This is a genomic window from Mesorhizobium sp. P160187 (genome assembly GCF_057766425.1).
In genome coordinates this window covers 668,882-693,589 of the sequence record NZ_JBYMDX010000003.1, presented here as the reverse complement: position 1 = coordinate 693,589, position 24,708 = coordinate 668,882, and the positions used below count along the sequence as shown (strand labels likewise).

The window sequence follows — 24,708 nt, the reverse complement described above, 5'->3', positions numbered from 1 at the left end:
GCTTCGGTCAGATCGGGTCAGATCAGATCAGGCGTTGGGTCGTCGGGTCGAACAGGCAGGCACGCGCCATGTCGATGCCGAGCGTCACCGTCTCGCCCATAAGCGGCGTGCCGTCGGGGTCGAAACGGCCGGTGATCTCCTTGCCGCCCAGGCGCAGGACGGCCATGGTCTCCGCGCCTGTCGGCTCGACCAGTTCGACCACTGCATTGATCTGCGCGATGCCCGGCTTGCGGCGCGCAAGGTCGGGATCGAAGCGGTAGATGTGCTCGGGACGGATGCCGAGCACGAGCTGTCGCGGCGTGTCGGATGGGAGCGCCTGGACCATCGGCAGGCTGGCCGTCTTGCCGTCGGCGGTCTGCAACACAACAGTGGCGCGACCGCCTTCCTGGCTCAGTTCGGCTGGCAGAAAATTCATCGCCGGCGACCCCATGAAGCCGGCGACGAACATGTTGGCCGGACGGTTGTAGATCGTGGCGGGATCGTCGAATTGCTGGACCTCGCCCTGGTGCATCACGGCGATGCGCGATGCCAGCGTCATCGCCTCGACCTGGTCGTGGGTGACGTAGACCGTGGTCTTGCCGACGCGGTGATGCAGCTTCTTGATTTCGGTGCGCATGTCGACGCGCAGCTTGGCATCGAGATTGGAGAGCGGCTCGTCGAACAGGAACAGTTTGGGATCGCGCACCAGCGCCCGGCCCATGGCGACGCGCTGGCGCTGGCCGCCCGAAAGCTGTCCGGGCTTGCGCCCTAGCAGCGGTTCGATCTGCAGGAAGGCGGCAACCCGCTTGACGGCCTCGTCCTGCTGCGGCTTCGGGACGCGGCGGCTTTCCATGCCGAAGGTGATGTTCTCGCGCACCGTCATCGTCGGGTACAGGGCATAGGACTGGAACACCATGGCGATGTCGCGGTCCTTCGGCGCCACCGAATTGACCAGCCGCCCGTCGATGCGGATCTCGCCGGAGGTAACGGATTCGAGCCCGGCGATCATCGCCAGCAGAGTGGACTTGCCGCAGCCGGACGGTCCGACCAGCGCGATGAACTCGCCGTTCCGCGCTTCGAGATCGATGCCCTTCAGCACCTCGACCGCGCCGAAGTTCTTGCGCAGCGATCGGATGATCAATGTCGACATGCAATGCCCTTCACTTGATCGCGCCTCATTTGATGGCACCTTGCGTCAGGCCGCGAACAAAATACTTGCCGCCGAAGAGATAGATCAGCAGCGGCGGCAGCGCGCCGATCAGCACGGCGGCGCTCATGACATCGTAGGCGCGCACATTGGTGCCGCTTGCCGTCAGCGCGACGAGCGCTGCCGTGATCGGCTGTTGCTGCCCGGAGGTGAAGACGACGCCGAACAGATATTCGTTCCAGATGCCGGTGAACTGCCAGATCACCGTGACGATCAGGATCGGTGAGGAGAGCGGCAGAATGATCTTGCGGAAGATGCGCCAGAAGCCGGCGCCGTCGATGCGCGCCGCCTTGATCAGGTCGTCGGGGATGCTGACGTAGTAGTTGCGGCAAAACAAAGTGGTGAACGAAATGCCCTGGATGACGTGGATGAGGACGAGCCCGTAGACCGAATTGCTGAGGCCGAGATTGCCGAGGATGAACGCCCACGGCATCAACGAAATCTGGCCCGGAATGAAGACGCCGAGCAGCATGCAGGTGAACAAAGCTTCCGAACCTCTGAAGCGCCATTTCGACAGGATGTAACCGTTCATCGCGCCGACCGCCGTCGAGATGATCGTGGCCGGGATCGTCATCTTCAGGGAGTTGTAGAAGTTGCGCTGCATGCCCTCGCAGGTGCCGCCGATGCAATAGGTGCTCCAGGCCTGGCCCCAGGCATCGAGGCGGAAGCTGCGCGGCAGCGAGATCAACCCGTTGCGCGCGATCTCCTGCTGGTCGCGGAATGAATTCAGCACCACCACCAGCAACGGGACCAGGTAGATCGCCGCGAAGACGACCAGCAGCCCATAGATGGCGAAGCGGGTGAGAAAATGCCGGCGCGACGCGACTGCGGCAGCGCGACGGTCGAGCGACTGGTCCAGGGAGACGTCAGCCATGGCCGGCTTCCTTGCGCCGGCGCCAGACCACCCAGAATGAATAGGGCACCAGCACCACGGCAACAGCGGCAAGCATCATGATGGCGGCGGCCGCACCTTCGCCGATCTGGCCGCGTTGGAACATCAGGTCATAGACGTAGATGGCGGGGAAGGTGGTCGAGATCCCCGGGCCGCCTTTGGTCAGGGCCGCCACGAGGTCGAAGGTCTTGATGGCGAACTGGATCTGGATGACGGCGACCGCCAGGAAGATCGGCGCAATGGTTGGCAGAAGCACCTTGCGATAGATGCGGAACGTCGATGCGCCGTCGATCTGCGCGGCCTTGACGAGGTCCTGATCCACCGAGCGCAGGCCGGCCAGGAACAGCGCCATGGCAAAGCCCGAGGCCTGCCAGACACCGGTGATGATCACCGCGTAGATCGCATAGTGCCGGTCGCTGGCGAGTGCGAAACTGAACCTCGCCCAGCCGAAACCGCGCACCATGGCCTGGATGCCGTCGGTCGGATTGTAGAGCCAGCTCCAGACCGTGCCGGTGACGATGAAGGAGACGGCCAGCGGATAGAGGAAGATCGTGCGCCAGGCCGCTTCGCCGCGCACGCGCTGGTCGATCAGGATCGCCAGCAGCAGTCCCACCGCCATCGAGCCGACGATGTAGAAAGCGCTGAAGAAAAACAGGTTGTTGTAGGCGATGTTCCAGCGCCGGTTCGCCCACAGCGACGCGTAGTTCTCGAGGCCGACGAAGCCGTAGGTCGGCAGCAGCGAGGAGTTGGACAGCGAGATATAGAGCGTCCAGCCGGTGAACACGAAGACGTAGACGAAGCTCGCCACGAGAGAGGGGCCGAGCACCAGCAAGGGCATCGCGGAGCCCAGCCGCTCGCGCCAGGGGCGGGCGGGCGCCGGTACCGACAGGATCAGGTCGTGATTTGACATTCAGAGCACGGAGATTGGCAGAGCACAGGACTGGCGGAGCGCGGGACCGGGATGGCGGACGGCCGGGTGCGGATGGCGCCCGGCCATTCCCGTCTATTTCTGTGCTTCCGCCGCGTCGGCCATCGCATTGGCGCCATCCTCGGGCGACATGTCCGGCGTCGCCACGAACTCGGTAATGGAGTCCATGATCGCGCCGCGCATCTTCTGCGGGATGGTCATGTTGTGCGCCATCGAGCGGACCAGCGTGCCCTCCTTGATCGAAGCCTGCAGATCCTTCTGCGAGAGCTGCTGGCACGGATTGAAGCCCTTCGACAGATCGATATCCAGGCGTGCGGGGATCGAGCCCTTGGCCTGGTTGAAGACCGTCTGGAAGTCGGGCGACAGGATCAGGCTGGCCAGCAGCTTCTGGCCGTCGATATAATCCTGGTCCTTCTGCTTGAAGAACACGACCGAGTCCGAGTTGAGGATGAAGCCGGGTTTGCCCCAATCGGTCGGCGCCTGGGCGCAGACATAGTCGGTGCCTTCCTTGAAGCCGGCGGCGGTCAAAAGGCCGATCGTCCAGTCGCCCATGATGTGGAACGCCGCGTCGCCCTTGCCGACCAGCGCCGACATCGAATCCCAGTCGCGGCCGACCATGCCCGGATCCATGTATTTGCTCGTCATCAGGCGCATCTGCGTGAAGGCCTTGACCATTCCCGGGCTGCGCATGGACTCGACATCGCCTTCGACAAAGGCCTTGCGGTAAAGATCGATGTCCTGGCCGTAGAGGACGACCTCGAACACCGTCGAATCCGTCCAGTCGGCGGTCGAATGCGAGATGCAGATCTTGCCTGTGGCGACGATCTTGTCGCAGGCGGCGTTGAATTCGGCCCAGGTCTTCGGCATTTCCGCCACGCCGGCCGCCTGCATGACCTTGGGCGAGGCCCAGAGCCAGTTGATGCGGTGAATGTTCATGGGCGCGGCGACCCATTTGCCGGTCGGCTTCATCACCGGAAGCAATTCCGGCGCCACCACTTTCTCCCACCCTTCCGAGGCCGCCAACTCGTCGAGATCGGCGGTCATGCCGGTCTCGTTCCACTCGGCGATTTCCGGGCCCTTGAGCTGCACGGCAGGCGGGGCATTGCCGGCGATCACGTCGGCGCGCAGCTTGGCCAGCGTATTGGCTGTGTGGCCGGCGATCGAGGTCTGTTCCCATTTGCCGCCCTTGGCGGTGAACATCTCGCCGAGCTTGGCGATCGCCTGGGCGTCCGATCCGGTCGCCCACTGGTGCAAAAGGTTCGTCTTGGGTTCGGCGAAGGCTGCCCCGGCGAAAAATGTGCACGCAGCAGCGGCCGCAAGCGCGGTCATGACGGACTTCATCGTTTCACTCCCATATCGTGTTGCACGGTTCGTCTCGACCGCTTATGGCCGCGGTTTGAAGCCGCCGCCGGCGAGATGCGTCAATCTCGAGTTCTTTCCAAGATGACATATTGGATCTATCAGTCAACGATGTTTATGTTGAGCCATGACAAAACCTTCGCTTAGAACCTGGCTGATCGACAGACCCTCCGCGTCGCCGGAGAGCATGATCGTGCGCTGCCTGAGCGAGCGCGGCGCACTCTCCGCGTTGCAGATCGCACGCGCCACCGGTCTGGCGCGCTCGACGGTGTCAACCGCGCTTAACGGCTTGAAAAGGTCTGGAATGGTGATCGAAGCCCCGACCAGCCGCGACGGCATCAGAGGCATCGGCAGGCCAGCCGCGGCGGTGACGCTCAATCCGACAGCGGGCACCTGCGTCGGCATTCACCTGGCTCTTCAGCAGATACGGCTCATCGTCGCCGATGTCTCGCATTCCGTCATTGCCGAACAAAATATTCCAATGGCGCTGGACTACCAGCCGCAACAGGCGGCCCGGGCGGTCAAATCGGCGATTGCCCAATCCTACAGGGAAAATGGTCTGCCGATGGCGGGGCTCCTGGGGGTTGGTGTCTCCGTCTCCGGCCCTGTCAGCCGCGATGGAGTGGTGCTGCGCGCCAGCATGGTTCCAACATGGGCCGGCGTCAACATACGAGATGTGTTTGGACCCGTTCTGGAACAGCCGATCTTCGCCGACAATGAGAGCAACTGCGCGGCCATTGCCGAGCTGATGTGGGGTGCGGCCGTCGGCCAGGACGATTTCGTGCTGTTCAAGATCGATCTGGGTGTCGGCGGCGCCATTGTCCAGCATGGCCGGCTGGTGACGGGCGTCGCCGGCGGCGCCGGCGAATTCGGGCACATCAGCATCGATCCCGGCGGCGACCTTTGCCGCTGCGGCAATCGCGGATGCCTGGAGCTCTACGCGAGTTTTACCCGGCCGCTGGAACAGATTTCGCGTGTCGTTGGGCGGCAAGTCACCATGGACGATGTCATCGCCATGGCCGAGCAGGGCGACGTCAGGGCGTTGCGGATGATCGAGGATACCGCCGAGATCGCCGGCCGGGGTCTCGGCCTGATCGGCTCGGTGCTCAATCCGCCGCTTATCATCATCGGCGGCCACATGGCTTTGGCAGGGGACATTCTGTTGACGCCGCTGATCGCGTCCTATGAACGCCACACGCTGATCAAGTCCCGGGATGTCGCTCCCGCGCTGCGCACGCGCATCATCGTTGGCAGGCACACCGAGAACGATGCCTTGCTGGGCGCGGTCGGCCTCGTTTTGAGACACCAGACGAAGGAACTGTCGCTGGGGTGATCGTCAGGACCAGCCTGTGCTTGTTCAAGTCAATTGCACGTGTCCGCAGCCTTGAGCGCTTCGGCGCGTGACGATTTGGGCAAATCCGCGATCCGCCGGACAGAAGCGTAAAACCTTGGATAGTCGCCCGAACACAGGTCGAACAAGCGAAGAAAGGCCGGAACCTGTTCACCGTAGACAGAAGTTGCGGCGAGCTTTGCGTTGTTGATCGGGGCATCGAACCAGGCGTCGTATCCACGGTATCCCGCCCAGTGCCTGTCGCGCATCTGCCGGTAGCGCGCCCGCAACCGGTCGATGGTTGCTGCCTTGGCGGCCGCCATCTTTTCCGGGGTGCGGGGACTACCATAGACCTGCCTTAGCTCGTCGCGCGTCCTCGCCACCAGCCCGAGAAAATCGGCGCTGCGCTTGCGATCGGCTTCGTAGCGGCGCAATCCGGCCCGATCGCCGGCGGCGCGGAGCCATTTCCTGACGCCGCTGGTTTCGACGGCTACGGCGAACGCCTCATTGAATGCGGAATCGCCATCCACATAGAGGCGCTGATGCGCCAGCTCATGAAAAACAAGGCTTGCGAGATAGGTGTCGTCCTGACGCAGCATGGTGCTCAGCAGCGGGTCACTCGACCAGCCAAGCGTGGAATAGGCGGTGACGCCCGAGACATAGACGTCGAGGCCTTGTCTTTGAAGCTCGACAGCGCTTTCAGCCGCGGATTTCCGGGAGAAATAACCCCGGTATGGAACGCAGCCGAAAACCGGAAAGCACCATGTTCGTGGCGCGAGCGAGAATTGCGGCGCGGCAAAAACGGCCCAGGTCACGGCGTCGCGATGGATGTCGACATAGCTGCGGTAGCTGCTGTTCTCGGGCAATGCCAGTTCATCCGTCGCAAACCGTCTTATCGCGCTGGCCGACGTCAATTTCGCGCGCAATGCCTCGGGCGTCGAAGGGTCAAGGATGAGTTTCCCGACATTCCTGCGCGCGGCCATGATCTGCGCGTGACCCTGCAACGACTGCGCGTAGTAGGAAATGCTCGTGCAGCCGGTCGCCCCGGACGCGATGATCGCCGCGGCAAGCATCTGAAGAACGCGCTTCACTGTTTGCCCACCCTTGCCCATCTCCCCATGCAGCAAACGTCCTGGCCCACCTCAAACAGGAGGCACCGGTTTCCGTCAAGAGCTGCAGGGGCAGGGGGCGACACCGACCTGGGCAGGGCAATGCGGGCATTCGCCTAGGATTGACGAAAGTCCACCGCAGGGCGGAGCGGGCGAGATACGGACCGTCCGTTGGGACGCCGTTCCCCAAGCTGCAGCGCGCTACTGGTCCGAAAACCTCACGCTCACGCCGCGCTGGCGAAAATAAGCCTGCATCAACTTACGGCCCGAGCGGTTGTTCTGCGCCAATTTTGCCGGATCGAACACCGCCTGTTTTGCGCCCTCTCGTGTCAGCGCAGCCTTGAGCGTCGCGATATGGGCGTCGATGTCGGCATTGTCCGCCCGCAGCGAGGCATAGATACTTTCGGTCGCTTCGGCCACAGTCGGTTCGCTCACAGATGTCGTCCTTTGGTTGGTTGGGCGGCGGCTTTACCACAGATTTGCGGCTCCGACGATATCGACTGAACCGTCGGAGCACAGCGCCCAGGGCGCAAAACCGCAAAACGTATGTATTCGGCCCTGCTAAACATTGCCCGGCAGGCGAATGGGTCTAACTATCGCTAGGAAACGGGGGGAATCACGTGGCTGCCAATCGTCGAAACGACATCTCATCGTCCGAGCGGGGGCTAGGACGGATTCTTGCGGCAGGCAATGCCCATCCGCGCACAGCTCTGCCTACCGTGGCAACCATCGTCACGACAGTAGCTGCGCTGTATTTCGGTCGTGAGGTGTTCCTTCCCATTGCCATCGCGCTGCTTTTGACCTTTGCGCTGGTGCCGATGGTCTCCGCACTGAAGCGTGTCGGCTTGCCTCGGCTGCCCGCAGTGCTTCTGAGCGTGATTGGCGCATTCGCGGCCCTGGGCCTGTTCAGCTTCATTGTTGCGACCCAGGTAAGCGAGCTTGCTCAGAACATTTCCGTCTACCAGACAAACATTCTGACCAAGGTACGTTCCCTCAAGGAGACGGGCGTTGGTGGCGGCATAATTGCCAGGCTGAGCGGGGTGATCGAGCGCGTCGGTCAGGAGATCGACAAGCAGGATGTGGCGCCGCCTGCGGCGGACAAGCCCCGGCGCGAGCCTGTTCCCGTCGAGATCGTCGCCCGCGAGAGACCTCTGGAGGTATTGCAGAACATCATCGGACCGTTGATCAGCCCGCTGGCATCAGCTGGCCTGATCATCATCGTCGTCATCTTCATGTTGCTTGAGCGCGAGGATCTGCGCGACCGGTTTATCCGCCTCGTCGGCTATGGCGACCTCCATCGCACAACGCAGGCACTGCAGGATGCCGGCAAACGGGTTGGCCGTTATCTGATCATGCAATTGGTGGTCAACATCGTCTACGCGATACCAATCGCAATTGGCCTTTGGGTGCTCGGCATTCCCAACGCGCTGCTGTGGGGGTTGCTGGCACTGGCGCTGCGCTTCGTTCCCTATATCGGCCCTGTTATCGGCATGCTGCTGCCCTTGTTTCTGGCCTTGGCGGTTGCGCCCGGCTGGTCGCTGGTGCTGTGGACCGCCGCACTGTTTGTCGTCATGGAATTGGTAACCGGCAACGTCATCGAACCGTGGCTCTATGGCTCGCGCACGGGACTTTCTCCTTTGGCAATCATCGTTGCGGCAATTTTCTGGACATGGTTGTGGGGGCCGCTCGGCCTGGTCCTTTCGACGCCGCTGACAGTTTGCCTCGTCGTCCTCGGGCGACATGTTCCGCAGTTCGAATTTCTCGACGTGCTGTTTGGCAACGAGCCCGTCCTTGAAGCTCACGCCCGGCTCTATCAACGGCTCCTGGCCGGCGATCCCGACGAGGCAACTGACCATGCCGAGGAGATCCTCGAGGAGAAGTACCTGATCGATTTCTACGACACGGTCGCCATTCCTGCTCTCCTGTTGGGCGAGCAGGACCGCATGCGTGGCGTGATGGGCGATCAACAGCGAAGGCAGGTGGCGGCGAGCGCCCAAATTCTTGTGGCAAATCTTGCCGACGATGCACAGGAAGAGGCAAGCGAGGAAGATGCGCCGGCAACCACCGCGGAAGGGAGCGCGAGCAGGGAAACAGATGGCGTCGAAGAGGAAGAGATCGAGCTGCCCGACGGCAAGGACATGTCGGTGCTTTGTGCCGGCGGTCGCGGCGAACTCGACGATGCCGCTGCCGCCATGCTCGCTCAGGTGCTGGAGGTGCAAGGTGCTACGGTGGCGAAGGCCAGTTTTGTCGATATGGAGCCGGCAGGTATTCGTCGTCTCGAACTAGAGGCGATCGACACCGTCGTGGTCGGTTTCCTGAACCGGGATTCGCTCAAGCATGCCCGCTTTCTGGTCCGGAGACTGAAGCGCGCCAAGGCAGGTTTGAGAATTGGGATTGTGTTCTGGTCAGACGCGGAGCAGGGCGATGTCGGGCAAGAAAGGCAAGCTTTGGCCGCCGACATCAGCGCCGATTTCGTAGCGCACGGCATGGTCAACGCTGTGCTTGGCGCACTTTCTCCAGCGCCGGCCGTTCCCCTCAAAGTCGTTTCGAAACGCCGCGATCGACGCCGTCCGGCCCCTCGAAAACGGATCCCGGCCCAGGCAACGGCCGCAACAGCCTAGCCGCACCGCCATGTCTCAGATTGCCGCGCCGGCGCTGGAATGCCTGGTGCGACGGCAAGATCGTCCCCACTCGCAAACCATGGAACAATCTCGCGGCCTTGCGGTTCCTAACATCGAAGGAGAACCCCCATGCTTAGATTCCTTATCCGCCTCGGCGCGATCTACGCGGCGTTCCAGATCGGCCGAGAGTTCGGCCGCAAGGAGACCGAAATCATGCTCCTGCCGCCGCCCGTTGACTACGAGCGGCAACCGACGTCAAGAAACGAAACCGATTTCGGAGAGGCATAGGACCGGTCAATCTGTCTGGTCGATCTGGCCCATGCTGGCGCCGTCCCTGCGCGGGGCGCTTTATCGTACGAACGGACCCGGCCACTTGGCTGTTGCCAGGATCGTTTCTGGCAACGCAATAATTGAGCCGCTATCTCTGTCGCTCAAACGCGGCACAGCGAGGTTGACCGTGCGTCGAAGAATGAGTCTCAGATCCTGGCGTTGAGCCGATGGAGAAGGCATGATCAGCACGGGCAAGGACGAGCACAACCCTAAGAAAGTGGAAGGGAATGAAGCACTGGTGCTGTCAACTGCCAAAGAGACCGGCATCACCGAGGATCAAGCGCGCGACCTTGTTCGCCTGATCGGCACCGGCCGCAATTCGCTGCTCCGTGAGGCACGGCAGCTGCTCCGGCAGCGCCTGGCTAGTTTAGACCGAAGGTGCTCAGAGCACGGCTATCCCGTCGCCTTCTGCTGCCCGGCGGTCATCGCTTTGAGAGCCCGGACCACCTCTGCAGGTCCGGCGGGTTTCATCACTCTTACGCCGGACGAGAACGCTTCGGGGGTTTCCTCGAGCCCCAGGCCGGAATAGACGATGAAAGGAACCGCCCGCCCTGCCAAGGTTTTTGCCGCGTCAACAGCCTCGCCGTCCGACAGCCTTACGTCCAGGATCGCTGCGGCGGGGGTATGGTCCGCAAGAAAACGTTTCGCCTGGGAACATGTCGCCGCCAATGCCACGGCAAAGCCCGCCTCCGAAAGAGTGGACTCCATATCCAGTGCTATCAAGGCTTCGTCGTCGACGACAAGGACCAAGGGTTTGCCCATGCGCGGATGATCGCACGTTTGTAGATGGAAGACGAGTCGAGGCTACGACCCTTTTAGGGTCCGGTTCCCGTACGCACGGGTCGAGACCGCGAGCAATGGGAACCAACTGATCCAAGCCGCATTATATTTGGTTGGACTGGACAAGGTGTTTGGGATGCATGAAGCAACACAGGCGAATGTTGTCGCCTTCGAAAACCCGGGGGTGTCCAGCAATGACGGTCTGGATTTCGATTACAAGGATTTCTTCGAAAACGGCGCCGTTGCCCTCCATCTGGTGAACGCAGACGGCGTAATCGTGCATGCCAACCAGGCTGAGCTCGACCTTCTCGGCTATCCCGCAGAGGACTACCTCGGTTGCCACATCGCCGAGTTCTATCCCGACCGGGACGTCATAGAGGACATTTTGGGTCGCCTTGCCAATGGCGAGAAGATCGTAAGATATCCGGCGCGATTGAGGGCCAGCGATGGATCGATCAAGCACGTCGAAGTCACCTCAAGCGGACATTTCCGGGACGGCAAGCTGATCAACACCCGGTGCTTCACGGTCGATGTAACCGACTTGGTGCACACCCGCTCGGAGCTCAGGCAGCATGACAGTACCTATCACCAGATACTCGACGGCCTACCCGTCGCCATCTACACGACCGATCAGGATGGGACGATCACCTACTACAACCGCGCCGCGGCCGATCTGGCAGGCAGGGAGCCTGAAATCGGCAAGGATAAATGGTGTGTGACGTTCAAGCTGTTCAGTGCCGACGGCAAGGAATTGCCGCACGATGAATGCCCGATGGCCATCGCGCTCAAGGAGAACAGGCCGGTCCGCAATCAGCAAGCTGTTGCGCAGCGTCCCGATGGATCGTTTTTTCCGTTCCTGCCCTACCCGACACCGCTGCGGGACGAGCACGGCGCTCTGATTGGCGCCGTCAACATGCTGCTGGACCTGACGGACCGCCAGCGTGCCGAAGAAACCAGGCAGCACCTGTCAGCGATCGTGGAATCCTCATTTGACGCTATCGTCAGCAAGGATCTCAACACCATCATAAAAAGCTGGAACCACGGCGCCGAACGGCTTTTCGGCTATACCGCCGACGAAGCGATTGGCCGGTCGGTGACCATGCTGATCCCCGAAGACCATCAGGACGAGGAACCCCGCATCCTCCAACGCATTCGCCGCGGCGAGCGCGTCGAACCATTCGAAACGACCCGCCTGCGCAAGGATGGCAGCCTGGTTCCGGTTTCGCTGACGATATCGCCCGTGCGTAACGCAACCGGGCAGATCACCGGCGCATCGAAGATAGCGCGAGACATCACGTCGGCGAAGGAGAATGAATACCGCATCCGCATGCTGATGCGCGAGGTCAACCACCGGGTGAAAAACCAGTATTCGGTCATCCTGTCGATGATCCGGGAGACCAACAAGCGATCGGAGACGCCAAAACACTTTGAAACCCAGGTGCGCGAGCGCATCATGGCGTTGTCGCGATCTCACGACCTGCTTGTTTCGGCGGATTGGAAGGGTGCCACGATCAGCGACCTCTTGGCGGCCCAGGTCGAGCCTTTCCCGCGGGGGGATGTGATCGAAATGTCGGGCCCATCATTGGTGCTCAGTCCCAACGCAGTTCAGTATCTCGGGATTGCCTTCCACGAACTGGCGACCAACTCGGCCAAATACGGCGTGCTCTCAGGGGACAAGGGCCGGATTTCGGTCACATGGGGCATCACCGGTTCCGGTGCTTCGAGGCTCTTTCACCTCACCTGGGCCGAATCCGATGGTCCGCAGGTCCAGACTGTCGGACAAGGTGGCTTTGGAACCGTTGTGCTGAAGCGGGTTGCGCCCGCAGCGGTCAGTGGGCAGGGAAATCTTGAACACGGTCCGCATGGCATAACATGGAGCCTGGAAGCGCCTTTGGCTTCCGTAGCAGCTTCTGCCGTCCATGAAGCTTAGAAGCAGGAAGCAGCCCTGCAACGAGCATTCGTCAATTGGAAGCCCTTGATGCGGCCTTTGCCGAGCGAAAACCCCGTTTCCGCTAAAGATCGCCAGAGCCATTGCTAAAGTCGACAGAGCAAATCACCGGCAGAGGGCGCATTTCGTTGCACGGAACGGGACAGAACCGGCGTAGCCAGAGGCGAGGTAACTATGGACATCGACGAGTTCCGTGCGACCCTTCAGGGAGTAGAGCCCCCGGCGAATCTTGGGATGGCGCTCCACGCTCTATGGTGGGATAGACAGGGCGATTGGGAGCGGGCGCATGAGTGTGTGCAGGCCAACGAATCTGATCCGGCCTCTGTATGGGTTCATGCCTATCTGCACCGCAAAGAAGGCGACCTTTCTAATGCAGCCTACTGGTACCGCCGCGCCGGGCAGCCTGTGGCAACTGGCAAGCTAGACGCAGAGTGGGAGTCGATTACAGAATCACTTCTTGCAGGATAGTGAGGGGTCGCCCAAGGGGCAGCCTAGCGCCTCATCGCCCCCGTAGAGGCGAAACTCACCTCCGCCCGATGGGATCGGCTGGGCCCAGGAGGTCCGAACGCTTCCGCACAGATTCATGCGGCGGGATCGTTCTCCCGATTCCGTAAGGTCTCTCTTTAATAAGCTAAATCTAATATTGACGTGTTACCTGTCACTCAAACGTCGCAGACTTGATTTTACTGACCACCGTTAGCTTCTTGGTAGCTCTCATGACTATAAACGTCTTGCGGGTGAATAGCTTTCATGCTGCCTTCGGCGCATTCAGGAATCAGGGAGCATAGGCATGGCGGAGCGGATTCTGGCGCGCGATGGGATTTGGGTTTTGCATCTCGCGCGCTTGCGGCAAGTCGTGTCGCTTCGCTCCAGCGCTTCCTCCTTTGCGATCCTTGCCGTCACCCTCGCACTGAGCGCCGCGCCCGCTCGGGCCGATGGCGGCAATGGCGTCGGCGTAGGCGCCGGACAAGGGGGTGTGGACGGTGCACTATCGGGCGCCACGGGTCAGAATGTCCCCAATGGCGCTGCCGCTGGCGGCGGTGGTGGCGGCGTTGACCTCACGACGGGCAACGGTGCGCCCGGAGGGTCGGGATCGGGAAGCTCGACAGCCAACAACCCAAATGGCGTTGCCGGTGCGACTGGTGCTACGGGTCTGGTCATCTCCACAAATTGGACCGTTGCAACCAGCGTCAGCGGCGGGGCCGGCGCTTTGGGCTCACCTGGCACGAACAGCGTCGTCAGGAGCGGCGGCGGTGGTGGTGGCGGTGTGGGCGTCAGTGCCACGGCCGACGTTACCGTCACGGGCACAGGATCGGTGAGTGGTGGCACAGGTGGCCGAGGCGGAAACAGTGGCAACAGCGGCAGCGGTGGTGGCGGTGTCGGCATATTCTCGTCTGCAAATGTCGTTGTTGAGGCGGGCGGCAGCGTTACCGGCGGCACGAGTCTCCTCACAGTTGGGGTCCAAGCAGGTGGTGGCGGCGGCGCAGCTGCCATCGTCCTGACCGCTGGCGGGACAATCCAGAACAGCGGGAATCTGCTCGGGGGCGCCGGTGGAAGAACTGTTCTCGGCGGCGGTGGCGACGGTGGCGCCGCCGTTCTGCTGCTTTCAGGTGGAACCGTCATCAACAATCAAGGTGCGACGATTATTGGCGGCAGTGGCGGTCAGGGCTCCTTGGCCGGCGGCGACGGGGCCGCTGGGATCAAGGGCGCCAACATCGCCGTCATCAATGCGGGCACGATTACAGGTGGCGCCGTTGGCGCGGGTGGCGGAACGCCGGTAGCCGGCAAAGCCATCCAGTTCACCGGCGGCGTCAATTCGCTGGAGATTCAGGCTGGCTCCACCATCACAGGCAATGTGGTCGCTTTCAGCGCCGCGGATACATTCAAGCTGGGTGGCGATATCAGCGCCAGTTTCGGTGTGTCGCAGATCGGCGCTGGCGCCAAATATGACGGGTTTGGGTTCTACGAGAAAACCGGAAACAGCACCTGGACCCTAACGGGGACGACAACTGCCGTCACGCCTTGGACCTTGTCCGGCGGGACCCTGCAAATTTCGAGTGACAACAATCTGGGCGCCCTCTCGGGCGGCTTGACCTTCGACGGCGGCACGTTGCGCACGACCACCAGCTTCGCCACCAATCGCAATGTCCTGATCAATTCGACCGGCGGGTTCGACACGGTGGCAGGCACGCAGTTGGACGTGTCAGGCCAGGTGACCGGCACCGGCACACTGGTCAAGAGCGGCGCCGGCACCCTCAACGTCACCAATTTGTCCAACAGCTATACCGGTGGCAACATCGTCAATGCAGGAACGCTTGCCGGCAACACCGTGGCGATCCGTGGCGACATCCTGGACAACGGCGCTGTCTCGTTTCTCGACCTCGGCCCCCACACCTTCGGCGGAAATATCTCCGGCTCGGGCAGCGTCGACATCGAAGGCTTCGGCACGCTGACGCTGACCGGTGCCAACACCCACAGCGGCGGCACCAAGGTCGGGACCGGCAAAAGCATCTCGGTCGCGTCGGACCAGAATCTGGGTGCCGCTACGGGCCTGCTGACACTCGACGGCGGCGAACTCGGCACGACAGCAAGCTTCGCCATGAGCCGCGATGTCAAGCTCACTTCCGCCTATGGCTACTTCCGCGCGGCGGCGGGTACGACGCTGACCGCGAATGGCGAGCTGAGCGGCGTGGGCGGCGTCTACAAGGAGGGCGCCGGCACCCTGGTGCTCAACGGCGACAGCACCTATTCCGGCCGCACCACGGTCGACGGGGGCAAGCTCGTCGTCGAAGGTTCGCTTGGGAATACCGAAACGACGGTCAACAGCGGCGGCACGCTGGGCGGCTCCGGCTCGATAGGCGGCGCGGTGATCGTCGCCGATGGCGGCGTGCTGGCCCCCGGCTCCAGTCCGGGTACGCTTACGGTCGGATCGCTCAGCCTGAGCTCCGGTTCTATGCTCGACTACGAGCTCGGCCAGGCAGGAATTGTCGGCGGCGGTGTCAACGACCTGATCGAGGTGACCGGAGCGCTGACGCTGGACGGCAGCCTCAACATCACCGATGTCGGCGGCTTCGGGCCTGGCGTCTACCGGCTAATCAATTATGGCGGCGCACTCACCGACAATGGTCTCGAGCTCGGCAATCTGCCGGCCGGTGTCACGGCCGCCGACCTGACGGTGCAGACCTCCGTCGCCAACCAGGTCAATCTCGTCAGCAGCGTCGGCACCGACTTGCTCTTCTGGGATGGTGACGCGGCCGGCAATGCCAACAATGATCTGGTCGACGGCGGCAACGGCACGTGGACGGCGACAAGCCTGAACTGGACGACGAGCACCGGCCTGGTAACTGGCGCGATGAAGCCGCAGCCCGGCTTCGCCATCTTCCAGACGCTCGGCGGCACCGTCATCGCCGACGGCAGCGCCGGCGCGCTTGCGATTACGGGCATGCAATTCGCCGCCGATGGCTACCGCATCGAAGGCGAAGCCATCACGCTTGATGGCGCTGGCGGCGAGTGCATCATTCGGGTCGGCGACGGCACGGTGGCCGGAGCAGGTTACACCGCCACCATCGCCTCCGTGCTAACCGGGACCAGCAGCCTGACCAAGACCGATGCGGGCACGCTGGTGCTGTCCGGCGCCAACACCTACACGGGCGGCACCACCGTCCTGGGCGGCGTGCTATCTGTTTCAGCCGACAACAATCTCGGCGTTGCCGCTGGCGGCCTGACGCTCTCCGGCGGGACGCTGCGCAACACAGCGGCGTTCAGCTCGGCGCGCGACGTCACGCTGTCGTCGGCCGGCGGCACCTTCGACACTGTGGCCGACCTGACCTTGTCCGGTGCGATCTCTGGCGCCGGCAGTCTTGCCAAGGCCGGCGCCGGCACGCTGACGCTTACGGGAACGAACAGCTATGGCGGCAACACGTTGGTCAGCGCTGGCACGCTGGTCGGCGATGCAACCTCGATTCGTGGCGACATCGGCAATTCCGGCACTGTCGTGTTCGACCAGGCGGCGGACGCCAGCTTCGCCGGCGATATCTCCGGCACCGGCGCAATGATGAAGGATGGCGCCGGCGTGCTGACGCTGTCAGGCACGTCGCTGCTGGACTGGACCGTCAATCAAGGCGGCCTCGTCTCGGCAGCCGAGCGCTTCGGTGGCGATGTCGCGATCGGCGCCGGCGCCTCCTTCACATTCGACCAAGTCGCCTCCGCCAGCTATGCCGGCGTGCTCTCGGGCGCCGGTACGTTCATCAAGGACGGCCAAGGCACGCTGCTGCTTGCGTTGGACAACTCAGGCTTTACCGGCGCCACTACGGTCAGCGGCGGCACGCTTGCCGCGGGCGCTGCGAACGCGTTCAGTTCCTCCTCGCAGTTTTCCGTCGCCTCGGGCGCCACGCTCGATCTTGCCGGCACGTCCCAGACGATTGCGGGGCTGAGCAACGCCGGAACGGTGCGCATCGCGGGTGGCGTCCCAGGCGACACACTTACCGTAAGCGGCGACTATGTCGGCAATAGCGGCGCCGTCGTTCTCAACGCTGCGCTCGGTGGTGACGGTTCGCCGACAGACATGCTGGTGATCGCCGGCAACACGTCAGGGACGGGTACCCTTCAGGTCGTCAATTTCGGCGGGTCGGGCGCCCAAACGGTCGGAGGCATCAAGATCGTCGACGTCGGCGGCGTCTCGAACGGCAGCTTCTCGCTCGACGGCAATTATACCTTCGAAGGCGATGCAGCGGTCGTCGCGGGCGCCTACGCATACAGGCTCTACAAGAACGGCGTCAGCACGCCGGCCGACGGCGATTGGTATCTGCGTTCGGCCCTGGTCAACGGCGATCCCGATCCGCAGCCGCTCTATTCGCCCGGCGTGCCGCTGTACGAGGCCTATGAAGGGGTGCTGCAGGCCTTCAATGAACTGGGCACCATGCAGCAACGCATCGGCAATCGGTCGTGGGGCGAGGGTGCTACACCGCAAGGTGCGGACCTGCCAGGCCAGGGCTCGGTCGACGGCAAGGCGATATGGGCGCGCATCGAAGCTGCCCATGCCGAGATCAAGCCGGAGACGTCGACCTCCGGCACGAACTATGACGTGACCACCTGGAAGCTGCAGGCCGGCGTCGATGGCCTGCTGCACGAAAGCGACGCCGGTACCCTGATCGGAGGGATTACGGCCCACTACGGAACCGCGTCGTCGGACGTGTCCTCGATCTTCGGGGCAGGGTCGATCGCTGCCACCGGCTACGGCGTCGGCAGCACGCTCACCTGGTTCGGCAGCGGTGGCTTCTACGTCGACGCGCAGGCCGAGGCGACATGGTATGACAGTGACATCCGGTCGGCCACGCTGGGCACCACGCTTGCGGACGGCAACAACGGTTTCGGCTACGGGCTGAGCATCGAGGCCGGACAGAAGATCGCCCTCAACGGCAACTGGTCGCTGACGCCCCAAGCCCAGCTTGCCTATTCGTCGGTCGACTTCGACACGTTCACGGACCCGTTTGGCGCCGTCGTGTCGCCCGGCAGCAGCAACAGTCTCGTCGGCCGCCTCGGCCTCTCCGCGGACTATGAAGACCAGTGGGTGGACGATGCGGGGCAAGTCAGCCGCACGCACATCTACGGGCTCGGCAACCTTTACTACGACTTCCTCGACGGAAATGATGTCGATGTGTCTGGCACGAAACTGGTCAGCGAAAATCAGGCGCTGTGGGGCGGTGTCGGCCTTGGTGGCTCGCTGAGCTGGGCGGACGGTCGCTACGCCGTCTTCGGAGAAGGGACAGCGCGGACAAGCCTCAAGGATTTTGGCGATAGCCACGCCCTGGGCGCCAAGCTCGGGTTCGCTGTGAAATGGTAGCGGCGATCAAGCTGGACATGTCGACTTTGGCTTGAGCGTCGTGTCCGGCACGGCTATGGAATCCGGACTTGCGGGCCACCCGGCTCGTCGCCCTCGGACGTTTCCTTACCGGCTGCCGGCATCAAGTACCAGGCTCGCATCCGAAGCACCCTGGCGGTCGATCACAGGGATGCCAGCGCGCTGGACATGCGCTCCAGCCCTTGGCGCAACAGAGCACGCGGGCAGCCGACATTCAGGCGAATGAAGCCTTCGCCGCCAGGCCCATAGACGCGGCCGTCATAGAGATTAACCCCGGCCCGAACTGCTGCTGCGGGTAGCCGGTTGATGAACTTGCCAGCCGAAAGCGTTTGCGCAAGGCAAAACAGCCGGTCGGCCCCGCGCCTCTTTCCCCTACGCAAGAGGTGCGGGCGATGTCGCGGGCTTCAGTCCTTGTGCGGGACGATATAGCGACGGCTCACCGAATCCGCCCCTGTGCCCCGCGTGACGACAATGGTCCTGTATCCCGCGGGAACGGAACCTGTAGCCATCGGATCGATTAAACGGCATCGACCGACAATCTCTCCGTTGGGCGCGTCCGCGAGCCTCCTCGCTAGCGTCAACTGGCATGTGTCAAGGGATCCGAAAACGGCCGGTGATGTACCGAGTGGTTCGCAGACTCCCTGGCCGGGGCTGCAAGAAAGCAAAACTAGCACAGCAGCCGTTACCGGATCCATTTTTGAAGCTCCCTCCGCGAATGAGCCTCAACGCGCTATGTCGCAGTTTGTTTCATTAAGCCCGGTTGTGCCGAGCCCGGCCAGCAGGGGCAGGAAGCCATGCCCACTATATCGCGCTGCCGGAATCGCCAGACGCCGGCAGCAACCAGCGAGATGACAAGGCGCGGATGTAGAGCGGGACGAAGCTTATATCAGTGGTGGGTCTTTCGATCCGCCAGCGTAAGCGCTTCGTCTATTTGTTGGCGCAGGCGGGTGAGGTCGTCCAACCGAAAATCAAGCGGCAGTTCCGCTCCACTCTCCAATCGGAGAAAGATGGCTACAGTGCCGTCCTCTTTCATGGCCAGTTGAGTGCTCGTTATAGAAATGCCCTGCAGTTTTGGGTCATTTCGGCAGGAAGAGTGGCGACGAGCTTTCCCATCTCGACCGAGAGGGCAGCAATTGCCAAAGGAACACATTGTGCGGAGAAATCGAGTTGGAATCTCTTTGTGTCGATTGATCCAAATGTGACCGACACCGTGCCTAAGGCGGCGTCGATCCCAGATGCTAAAACTACATCCAGAACCGGAGCCTTCATAACCGTGTCCGCCATGGCGTTCCCCCGCTTTGTTGAATCGCAGCAAATCATCATCCCTGCGCCGGCACAAGGACACGCCCAACGCTCCCCGCCAACCATGGGATCTACGCCTTGTCGACAAGTCGCGTCTTCCGCTTCGGCGCTACGTAGCTCTCCACTAAGCGAGCGTGGAAATTCGAACTCGGCGCAATGATAACCCACAAAGACCAAATCTTGCCGTCTATGGTTATGGGAGGGGTTAGGACCAGCAAGGTCCGCGGGATTTGCGGCGTGCGATCCTTCATGAACGTGGATCCCAATCGGGATAGATCTTGGCGGACAGCCTAAAGCCGATTGATGACGAGGCATGGGCGCATTGCATTCTGACTCCGGAGATGGTTGCGAAGCTCTCCGCCTAACCGCTCCGCATCGCAAACGACAGAACCCCGCCAAGTGTGGGGTTTTGTTGTGGCAGGCGGGCGGAACCGGAACGCTCTTAAACCGTTTAAAGCCCATAAGGGACGGCAACGGAAAGATAGAAGATCATGAATAAGATTGTATCGGGTATGCTGGCGGCCACGCTGTCAGTTTCGTTCGCGGCCACCGCCGCTGTGCCTGCAGGTGCAGCGCAAATGTTCACGCCGCAGGCGCCTTCGGCGTCGTCCGATGTGCAGGCGGTGGACTACAAGCCGTGGATGAAGCATCGCGGCGATCGCAATTTCTCGCGCTACAACAATGACGGCCCCTACTGGAACGGCCATCGCGGCTCGCGCCATTACCGACACGGCTATCGCCGCCACGGCGATTTCTGGTTCCCCGCCGGAGCATTCATTGCCGGCGCCCTGATTACCGGCGCGCTCAACAACAACCATCGCGTCTACCGGGGTGGCGATTCGCATGTGCAGTGGTGCTACGATCATTACCGTAGCTACCGCGCCTCGGACAACACCTACCAGCCGAACTACGGCCCTCGTCGGGAGTGCAATTCTCCCTACTGAGATTTTTGACCGAAATGAGAACCCCGCTTCGGCGGGGTTTTTCTTTGTGTGAGGCGTGACGGCGAATTAGGGTTACGAGACCCGACATCGCTGTGAGGGACAAACAAATGCTCCGCCGCCACGAGACTCAAGATATCCGGCTGGGCAAGGTTCCGAAGAGTTGCTACCGTCGAGTTTCCTCGGTTATGGCAGATCGATAAATAGTCAAAGAATACAATAAAATCAACGGCGATGGCGGAGAGAGCGGGATTCGAACCCGCGTTACGGTCTCCCGTAAACACACTTTCCAGGCGTGCGCCTTCAACCACTCGGCCACCTCTCCGTCCTTGCATTCGCGCCGGCCGGTTTTGCCACGCGGGTTGGGGAGATGCATCCCTTTGGGATTTGCGGGAAGACCCGCTTGATGGACACCGCCAACCAGCGGATGCCCTTCCCGGCGCCCGTCAATCAAACAGGCGCGGGGCTCATCTAGTCGATCCGGCGCCGAATGCCAAGCCATAACGGCAGTCTATTCGCTTTGCCGGCCATGCATCGTTTCGCGGGGCGTTGAACGGCTCCGCTTCTAAGGCGCTTCGGTTCTGAATGGTGTGCACGTGCAAGCGGCAGGGCCGGCCGCGCTTGACTTCGCCCCTCGCCACCTGTCGAGTGCGGCGGAGGCTTTGCGGGGGGCATCGTCCGACATGACATCGAGCAATGAACAGCCAGCCAGCGGAACGCCGGCCGGAGGCATGCCAGGCGGGCTGACGCCCGCAGGGCGTCCGGACAGCGGGCTGTCCTTCGTGCCCGTGGTCTGGCTCCTCTTCGTGATGGCATGGTCGGTCTACTGGCTGGTCTCGGCGCGGTGGCTGTTCGAGAGTTCCGGCCTGCCGGACAGGGTCTTCTATTTCGTGCTTGGCGGACTGGCCTTCGACATCGTCACCATCGTGTGGGGGCTTTATCTGCTCGGCCTCGCCTTCAGCCGTTCCGCGCGCTTTCCGCGTCATTTCACCATCTGGCAGATCACCACCATCGCCTGGCGGCTGGCCGAGCAGGTCTATGCGCTGACCGTGCCCGATTTCACCGTCTCCGCCAGGGAGCTTGCGATCGCCGCCACCGAAATCGTCATCGGCCTATTTTGCATTTACCTGCTGCGCCGCCGCGACGAGGCCAAGGCCTTTTATGCAAGGCCGGAAGCGCAGGCACCGTCAGCCTTCAGTTCGATCGTCGCCGCGCTGGCCGGCATCACCCTCGGCGCCGTCGTCGGCGCCGTCGCCGGCTTCGCGCTCGGCGCGGGGATCGCCGAAGCCACCGACATCAGCTGTTTCGAAGGCGGCTGCGGCTACTTCGCGGTGTTCATCGGCCTTGCCGGGCTGGTGGTCGGGGCCATTGGCGGCGGCGTCCTCGGCGTCTGGCTCGTCCATCGGCGGAGCCGAAAGGTGGCCATATAGGCGGGCGATAGGCTCAAATTCGCGTATGGTGATTGCACGCCGGGCGTGCGCATTCTATTCCTCGCCTTGACCGGAAGGTCCTCGGGAGGAACTTGAGGACCGGGGAAGATTTCGATGTTGCGTTTTTTGTTTCGCCTCGCGGCCATGATCGCACTCTCGGTCGCCGTCATCATGGCCGTGCTCGACGCGACGCGCTCGGTGGCGGCTTCCACATTGGTCATGACGCCGCTGAATTCGAGCTGGCTGGCGGTTTCGCCCGACACCCGCGCGGCCTTCGAGACCTTCGTGCGCGCCAAGGTCAATCCGATGATATGGGATGGCGGCATCGCCTGGGTGCTTGCCCAGCCGGGGTTTGCCGTGTTCGCGGTGCTTGCCTTCATCCTCTATGCGATCGGCTACCGGCGCCGGCGGCGCGGCGGAGAATTCGCGCCGGGCTGATGGGTTGTCCCAGCGGACTTGCGACGACAACGCGGCAATCGTCCACAGCTGTCACCGCATTGGGCATGTTTTTCCAACGGGGGGCATGCTTTTCCAAAAGGTCAAAATTCCGCGTGAATTTTGTTTCGGGCCGTGCCAGATTGCCTTGAGCGGGAGGGGAGTACACTCCTGGCTGATGCCGCATGCCTGCCGGAGAACCGGGCAGGCGGACGGCGCGTAACGGAAAAAAATAACCGACAGGGTGTGGATCACATGAAACGTATCGTTCTCGGCCTCCTGGCCGCAACCGCAATGGTTCTTCCGGCTTTCGCCGCGGATGTCCAGCCGGCCATCCTCTACGATCTCGGCGGCAAGTTCGACAAATCCTTCAACGAGGCTGCCTATCACGGCGCCGAAAAGTTCAAGACCGAGACCGGCACCGCCTATGTCGAGTTCGAAGTGTCGAACGCCTCGCAACGCGAGCAGGCGCTGCGCCGCTTCGCCGAGGACGGCCGCAACCCGATCGTCATGGCCGGGTTTGCCTGGGAGGATGCGCTGAAGGTGGTCGCGAAGGAATATCCCGATCTCAACTTCGCCATCATCGACGATGCCGTCGATATGCCCAATGTCCGCTCGCTTGTGTTCAAGGAAAACGAAGGCTCCTATCTCGTCGGCATCCTGGCGGCGATGGCCTCGAAGTCCAAGAAGGTGTCCTTCATCGGCGGCATGGACATTCCGCTGATCCGCAAGTTCGAATGCGGCTATGTCGGCGGCGCCAAGGCGGCCGGTGCGACCGATGTCATCCAGAACATGACCGGTGACACGCCCGCGGCGTGGAACGATCCGGCCAAGGGCGGCGAGATCGCCAAGACACAGATCGACCAGGGCTCCGACGTGGTCTATGCCGCGGCCGGCGGTACCGGCGTCGGCGTGCTGCAGGCGGCGGCGGATGCCGGCAAGCTCGGCATCGGCGTCGATTCCAACCAGAACGGCCTGCAGCCCGGCAAGGTGCTGACCTCAATGCTGAAGCGCGTCGACGTGGCCGTCTACACCGCCTTCATGGACGGCAAGAACGGCACCTTCAAAGGCGGCCTGCAAAATCTCGGCCTCAAGGAGGGCGGCGTCGACTACGCCATGGACGACAACAACAAGGCGCTGGTCACCGACGAAATGAAGGCTGCCGTCGAAAAGGCCAAGGCCGACATCATCGCCGGCACGATCCAGGTGCACGACTACACCGCCGACAACGCCTGCCCGTATTGATTGATAAGAATTCGCTTACGAACCGCCGGGTGAAAGCCCGGCGGTTTTGTTTGAGGGCTTTAAAGGACGTTGAGGATTGGCGGAGGTCTCGGCGACGTCCGATCTCCCCCCTTGCGGGGGAGATGCCTGGCAAGGCAGAGGGGGGTGCTGTCCCTCGGCCTAACAGCCAATTACGGTTCATTCTGGAGCCATTCAGGTTGGATCCTTCACACCCCCCTCTGGCCTGCCGGCCATCTCCCCCGCAAGGAGGGAGATCGGCAGTTCCGGCGTTGCGGGTCCTTCTTCGCAAGAATCCATATGCGATTGCCTTGGACGTCAGGGCAGAAGCGCACCGCCGGTCGACAACAAGCCCAAGAGATAACCCAGCGCAAACACCACCATCAGCGCGATGGCGATGACGGCGCCGCGTCGGCCACCGAGCGAATGCACGCCGACGCCATAGGGCTTCCGCTCCAGTCTGCCGATCACCGGCTTCGCTTCGTCCTGGCCGACCACACGCATCTGCGGCAGTTCGGCGATGCGTTGCGAAATCAGCCGCCAGCGATCGCCGGCGCCCGAGGGCCGCCCCGTGCGGTCGAAGACATGCATGCGCTCGGCCAGCCGCATCACCGTGTCGCGGAAGGCGGGATCGATCTCCAGGTCGCGCTCGGCACGCTCGCGGTCGCGATCGTTCATCAGGCCAAGCACATAGTCGCCCGCCCGCGCAACGCGATCGCTTTCACCGGCCATCGGCTTCTCCTTGTTACCAGTGCGGCGGTTTGGTTATCGGCACGTCGGGGGCCGACTGTTCCTCCAGCGCCATGAAGCGCCCGGTCAGCGCATCGAGCTTGCGCTGCATGCGTTCGATCGCCGTCCACTGTTCGGCGATCTGGCCCGACAGTTCCTCGATGATCTTTTCCTGCTCGGCGGCGCGGATTTCCAGCGTCGTCAGCCGGTCGACAGGCATGATCATTCGAAACTCCCCAGGTCCTGGTGCACGCAGTTGCAGCATGATGCGACTGTTGAGCCTTGC

The 24,708-nt window shown here is 62.4% G+C and carries 20 protein-coding genes and 1 tRNA gene; 11 read left to right on the top strand and 10 right to left on the bottom strand.

Annotated elements, in window-relative coordinates; all coding sequences use genetic code 11:
• Positions 1–22: 22 nt before the first annotated feature.
• From AC3CCE_RS06630 to AC3CCE_RS06615, 4 genes are all read right to left on the bottom strand, one after another.
• Complete coding sequence (locus AC3CCE_RS06630; protein WP_023828263.1) at positions 23–1,129, bottom strand: ABC transporter ATP-binding protein; 1,107 nt, start codon at positions 1,127–1,129, stop codon at positions 23–25.
• A gap of 25 nt (positions 1,130–1,154) precedes the next feature.
• Positions 1,155–2,060 (bottom strand): carbohydrate ABC transporter permease, encoded by a 906-nt coding sequence (locus AC3CCE_RS06625; RefSeq protein ID WP_023671100.1) that lies wholly within the window; start codon positions 2,058–2,060, stop codon positions 1,155–1,157.
• A complete protein-coding gene (locus AC3CCE_RS06620) occupies positions 2,053–2,988 on the bottom strand; it encodes a carbohydrate ABC transporter permease (RefSeq protein ID WP_352624761.1) in 936 nt (311 codons plus the stop codon). The genes AC3CCE_RS06625 and AC3CCE_RS06620 overlap by 8 nt, the downstream gene beginning before the upstream one ends.
• Positions 2,989–3,081: 93 nt before the next feature.
• Positions 3,082–4,347 (bottom strand): ABC transporter substrate-binding protein, encoded by a 1,266-nt coding sequence (locus AC3CCE_RS06615; RefSeq protein WP_023683165.1) that lies wholly within the window; start codon positions 4,345–4,347, stop codon positions 3,082–3,084.
• Between the two features lie 145 nt (positions 4,348–4,492).
• Between AC3CCE_RS06615 and AC3CCE_RS06610 the strand changes: the two genes are divergently transcribed.
• Positions 4,493–5,698 (top strand): ROK family transcriptional regulator, encoded by a 1,206-nt coding sequence (locus AC3CCE_RS06610; RefSeq protein WP_031262127.1) that lies wholly within the window; start codon positions 4,493–4,495, stop codon positions 5,696–5,698.
• Between the two features lie 29 nt (positions 5,699–5,727).
• Here AC3CCE_RS06610 and AC3CCE_RS06605 read toward each other — a convergent pair whose 3' ends face one another.
• Both AC3CCE_RS06605 and AC3CCE_RS06600 read right to left on the bottom strand, forming a co-directional pair.
• On the bottom strand, positions 5,728–6,807 hold the full coding sequence (locus tag AC3CCE_RS06605; protein WP_352624759.1) for an aminopeptidase: 1,080 nt from the start codon (positions 6,805–6,807) through the stop codon (positions 5,728–5,730).
• A gap of 198 nt (positions 6,808–7,005) precedes the next feature.
• Positions 7,006–7,239, bottom strand: a complete 234-nt coding sequence (locus AC3CCE_RS06600) for a hypothetical protein (RefSeq protein ID WP_023671105.1) — start codon at positions 7,237–7,239, stop codon at positions 7,006–7,008.
• Between the two features lie 185 nt (positions 7,240–7,424).
• On the opposite strand from AC3CCE_RS06600, the gene AC3CCE_RS06595 reads away from it, so the two are divergent.
• Positions 7,425–9,425 (top strand): AI-2E family transporter, encoded by a 2,001-nt coding sequence (locus tag AC3CCE_RS06595; protein WP_023671106.1) that lies wholly within the window; start codon positions 7,425–7,427, stop codon positions 9,423–9,425.
• A 129-nt stretch (positions 9,426–9,554) separates the two neighbouring features.
• Positions 9,555–9,713: a hypothetical protein gene (locus AC3CCE_RS06590; RefSeq protein WP_023671107.1), complete on the top strand. Its 159-nt coding sequence runs from the start codon at positions 9,555–9,557 to the stop codon at positions 9,711–9,713.
• 435 nt (positions 9,714–10,148) lie between these two features.
• On the opposite strand, the gene AC3CCE_RS06585 is transcribed toward AC3CCE_RS06590, so the two are convergent.
• The gene (locus AC3CCE_RS06585) at positions 10,149–10,517 is read right to left on the bottom strand and encodes a response regulator (protein ID WP_023671108.1); all 369 of its coding nucleotides are present in this window, start codon (positions 10,515–10,517) and stop codon (positions 10,149–10,151) included.
• A 154-nt stretch (positions 10,518–10,671) separates the two neighbouring features.
• On the opposite strand from AC3CCE_RS06585, the gene AC3CCE_RS06580 reads away from it, so the two are divergent.
• From AC3CCE_RS06580 to AC3CCE_RS06560, 5 genes are all read left to right on the top strand, one after another.
• Positions 10,672–12,465 (top strand): PAS domain S-box protein, encoded by a 1,794-nt coding sequence (locus tag AC3CCE_RS06580; RefSeq protein WP_352624756.1) that lies wholly within the window; start codon positions 10,672–10,674, stop codon positions 12,463–12,465.
• Between the two features lie 192 nt (positions 12,466–12,657).
• Complete coding sequence (locus AC3CCE_RS06575; RefSeq protein ID WP_023704064.1) at positions 12,658–12,951, top strand: hypothetical protein; 294 nt, start codon at positions 12,658–12,660, stop codon at positions 12,949–12,951.
• A 322-nt stretch (positions 12,952–13,273) separates the two neighbouring features.
• A complete protein-coding gene (locus AC3CCE_RS06570; RefSeq protein WP_352624754.1) occupies positions 13,274–18,325 on the top strand; it encodes an autotransporter outer membrane beta-barrel domain-containing protein in 5,052 nt (1,683 codons plus the stop codon).
• Positions 18,326–19,232: 907 nt separating this feature from the next.
• Positions 19,233–19,805, top strand: a complete 573-nt coding sequence (locus tag AC3CCE_RS06565; protein WP_352624752.1) for a hypothetical protein — start codon at positions 19,233–19,235, stop codon at positions 19,803–19,805.
• A gap of 331 nt (positions 19,806–20,136) precedes the next feature.
• The gene (locus AC3CCE_RS06560; protein ID WP_023683173.1) at positions 20,137–20,589 is read left to right on the top strand and encodes a BA14K family protein; all 453 of its coding nucleotides are present in this window, start codon (positions 20,137–20,139) and stop codon (positions 20,587–20,589) included.
• Positions 20,590–20,821: 232 nt separating this feature from the next.
• On the opposite strand, the gene AC3CCE_RS06555 is transcribed toward AC3CCE_RS06560, so the two are convergent.
• A tRNA-Ser gene (locus tag AC3CCE_RS06555) sits at positions 20,822–20,911 on the bottom strand.
• Between the two features lie 358 nt (positions 20,912–21,269).
• On the opposite strand from AC3CCE_RS06555, the gene AC3CCE_RS06550 reads away from it, so the two are divergent.
• From AC3CCE_RS06550 to AC3CCE_RS06540, 3 genes are all read left to right on the top strand, one after another.
• A complete protein-coding gene (locus AC3CCE_RS06550) occupies positions 21,270–22,016 on the top strand; it encodes a hypothetical protein (RefSeq protein ID WP_023733527.1) in 747 nt (248 codons plus the stop codon).
• A gap of 114 nt (positions 22,017–22,130) precedes the next feature.
• Positions 22,131–22,454, top strand: a complete 324-nt coding sequence (locus AC3CCE_RS06545; protein ID WP_023683176.1) for a hypothetical protein — start codon at positions 22,131–22,133, stop codon at positions 22,452–22,454.
• A 252-nt stretch (positions 22,455–22,706) separates the two neighbouring features.
• Positions 22,707–23,696 carry a BMP family lipoprotein gene (locus AC3CCE_RS06540; protein ID WP_023683177.1) on the top strand — a complete coding sequence of 330 codons (990 nt, stop codon included), beginning with the start codon at positions 22,707–22,709 and terminating at the stop codon, positions 23,694–23,696.
• A gap of 315 nt (positions 23,697–24,011) precedes the next feature.
• On the opposite strand, the gene AC3CCE_RS06535 is transcribed toward AC3CCE_RS06540, so the two are convergent.
• Both AC3CCE_RS06535 and AC3CCE_RS06530 read right to left on the bottom strand, forming a co-directional pair.
• The gene (locus AC3CCE_RS06535; RefSeq protein WP_352624749.1) at positions 24,012–24,425 is read right to left on the bottom strand and encodes a hypothetical protein; all 414 of its coding nucleotides are present in this window, start codon (positions 24,423–24,425) and stop codon (positions 24,012–24,014) included.
• A gap of 13 nt (positions 24,426–24,438) precedes the next feature.
• Positions 24,439–24,645, bottom strand: coding sequence for a SlyX family protein (locus AC3CCE_RS06530; RefSeq protein ID WP_352624979.1), 207 nt, complete (start codon positions 24,643–24,645; stop codon positions 24,439–24,441).
• Positions 24,646–24,708: the final 63 nt, after the last annotated feature.

Excerpts from the sequence above, each read along its gene's own strand:
- AC3CCE_RS06560 (WP_023683173.1), top strand. The coding sequence starts at position 20,137 with ATGAATAAGATTGTATCGGGTATGCTGGCGGCCACGCTGTCAGTTTCG.
- AC3CCE_RS06550 (WP_023733527.1), top strand. The coding sequence starts at position 21,270 with ATGACATCGAGCAATGAACAGCCAGCCAGCGGAACGCCGGCCGGAGGC.
- AC3CCE_RS06570 (WP_352624754.1), top strand. The coding sequence starts at position 13,274 with ATGGCGGAGCGGATTCTGGCGCGCGATGGGATTTGGGTTTTGCATCTC.
- AC3CCE_RS06580 (WP_352624756.1), top strand. The coding sequence starts at position 10,672 with ATGCATGAAGCAACACAGGCGAATGTTGTCGCCTTCGAAAACCCGGGG.
- AC3CCE_RS06605 (WP_352624759.1), bottom strand. The coding sequence starts at position 6,807 with ATGGGCAAGGGTGGGCAAACAGTGAAGCGCGTTCTTCAGATGCTTGCC.
- AC3CCE_RS06615 (WP_023683165.1), bottom strand. The coding sequence starts at position 4,347 with ATGAAGTCCGTCATGACCGCGCTTGCGGCCGCTGCTGCGTGCACATTT.
- AC3CCE_RS06540 (WP_023683177.1), top strand. The coding sequence starts at position 22,707 with ATGAAACGTATCGTTCTCGGCCTCCTGGCCGCAACCGCAATGGTTCTT.
- AC3CCE_RS06625 (WP_023671100.1), bottom strand. The coding sequence starts at position 2,060 with ATGGCTGACGTCTCCCTGGACCAGTCGCTCGACCGTCGCGCTGCCGCA.
- AC3CCE_RS06610 (WP_031262127.1), top strand. The coding sequence starts at position 4,493 with ATGACAAAACCTTCGCTTAGAACCTGGCTGATCGACAGACCCTCCGCG.
- AC3CCE_RS06620 (WP_352624761.1), bottom strand. The coding sequence starts at position 2,988 with ATGTCAAATCACGACCTGATCCTGTCGGTACCGGCGCCCGCCCGCCCC.
- AC3CCE_RS06630 (WP_023828263.1), bottom strand. The coding sequence starts at position 1,129 with ATGTCGACATTGATCATCCGATCGCTGCGCAAGAACTTCGGCGCGGTC.
- AC3CCE_RS06545 (WP_023683176.1), top strand. The coding sequence starts at position 22,131 with ATGTTGCGTTTTTTGTTTCGCCTCGCGGCCATGATCGCACTCTCGGTC.
- AC3CCE_RS06590 (WP_023671107.1), top strand. The coding sequence starts at position 9,555 with ATGCTTAGATTCCTTATCCGCCTCGGCGCGATCTACGCGGCGTTCCAG.
- AC3CCE_RS06575 (WP_023704064.1), top strand. The coding sequence starts at position 12,658 with ATGGACATCGACGAGTTCCGTGCGACCCTTCAGGGAGTAGAGCCCCCG.
- AC3CCE_RS06585 (WP_023671108.1), bottom strand. The coding sequence starts at position 10,517 with ATGGGCAAACCCTTGGTCCTTGTCGTCGACGACGAAGCCTTGATAGCA.
- AC3CCE_RS06535 (WP_352624749.1), bottom strand. The coding sequence starts at position 24,425 with ATGGCCGGTGAAAGCGATCGCGTTGCGCGGGCGGGCGACTATGTGCTT.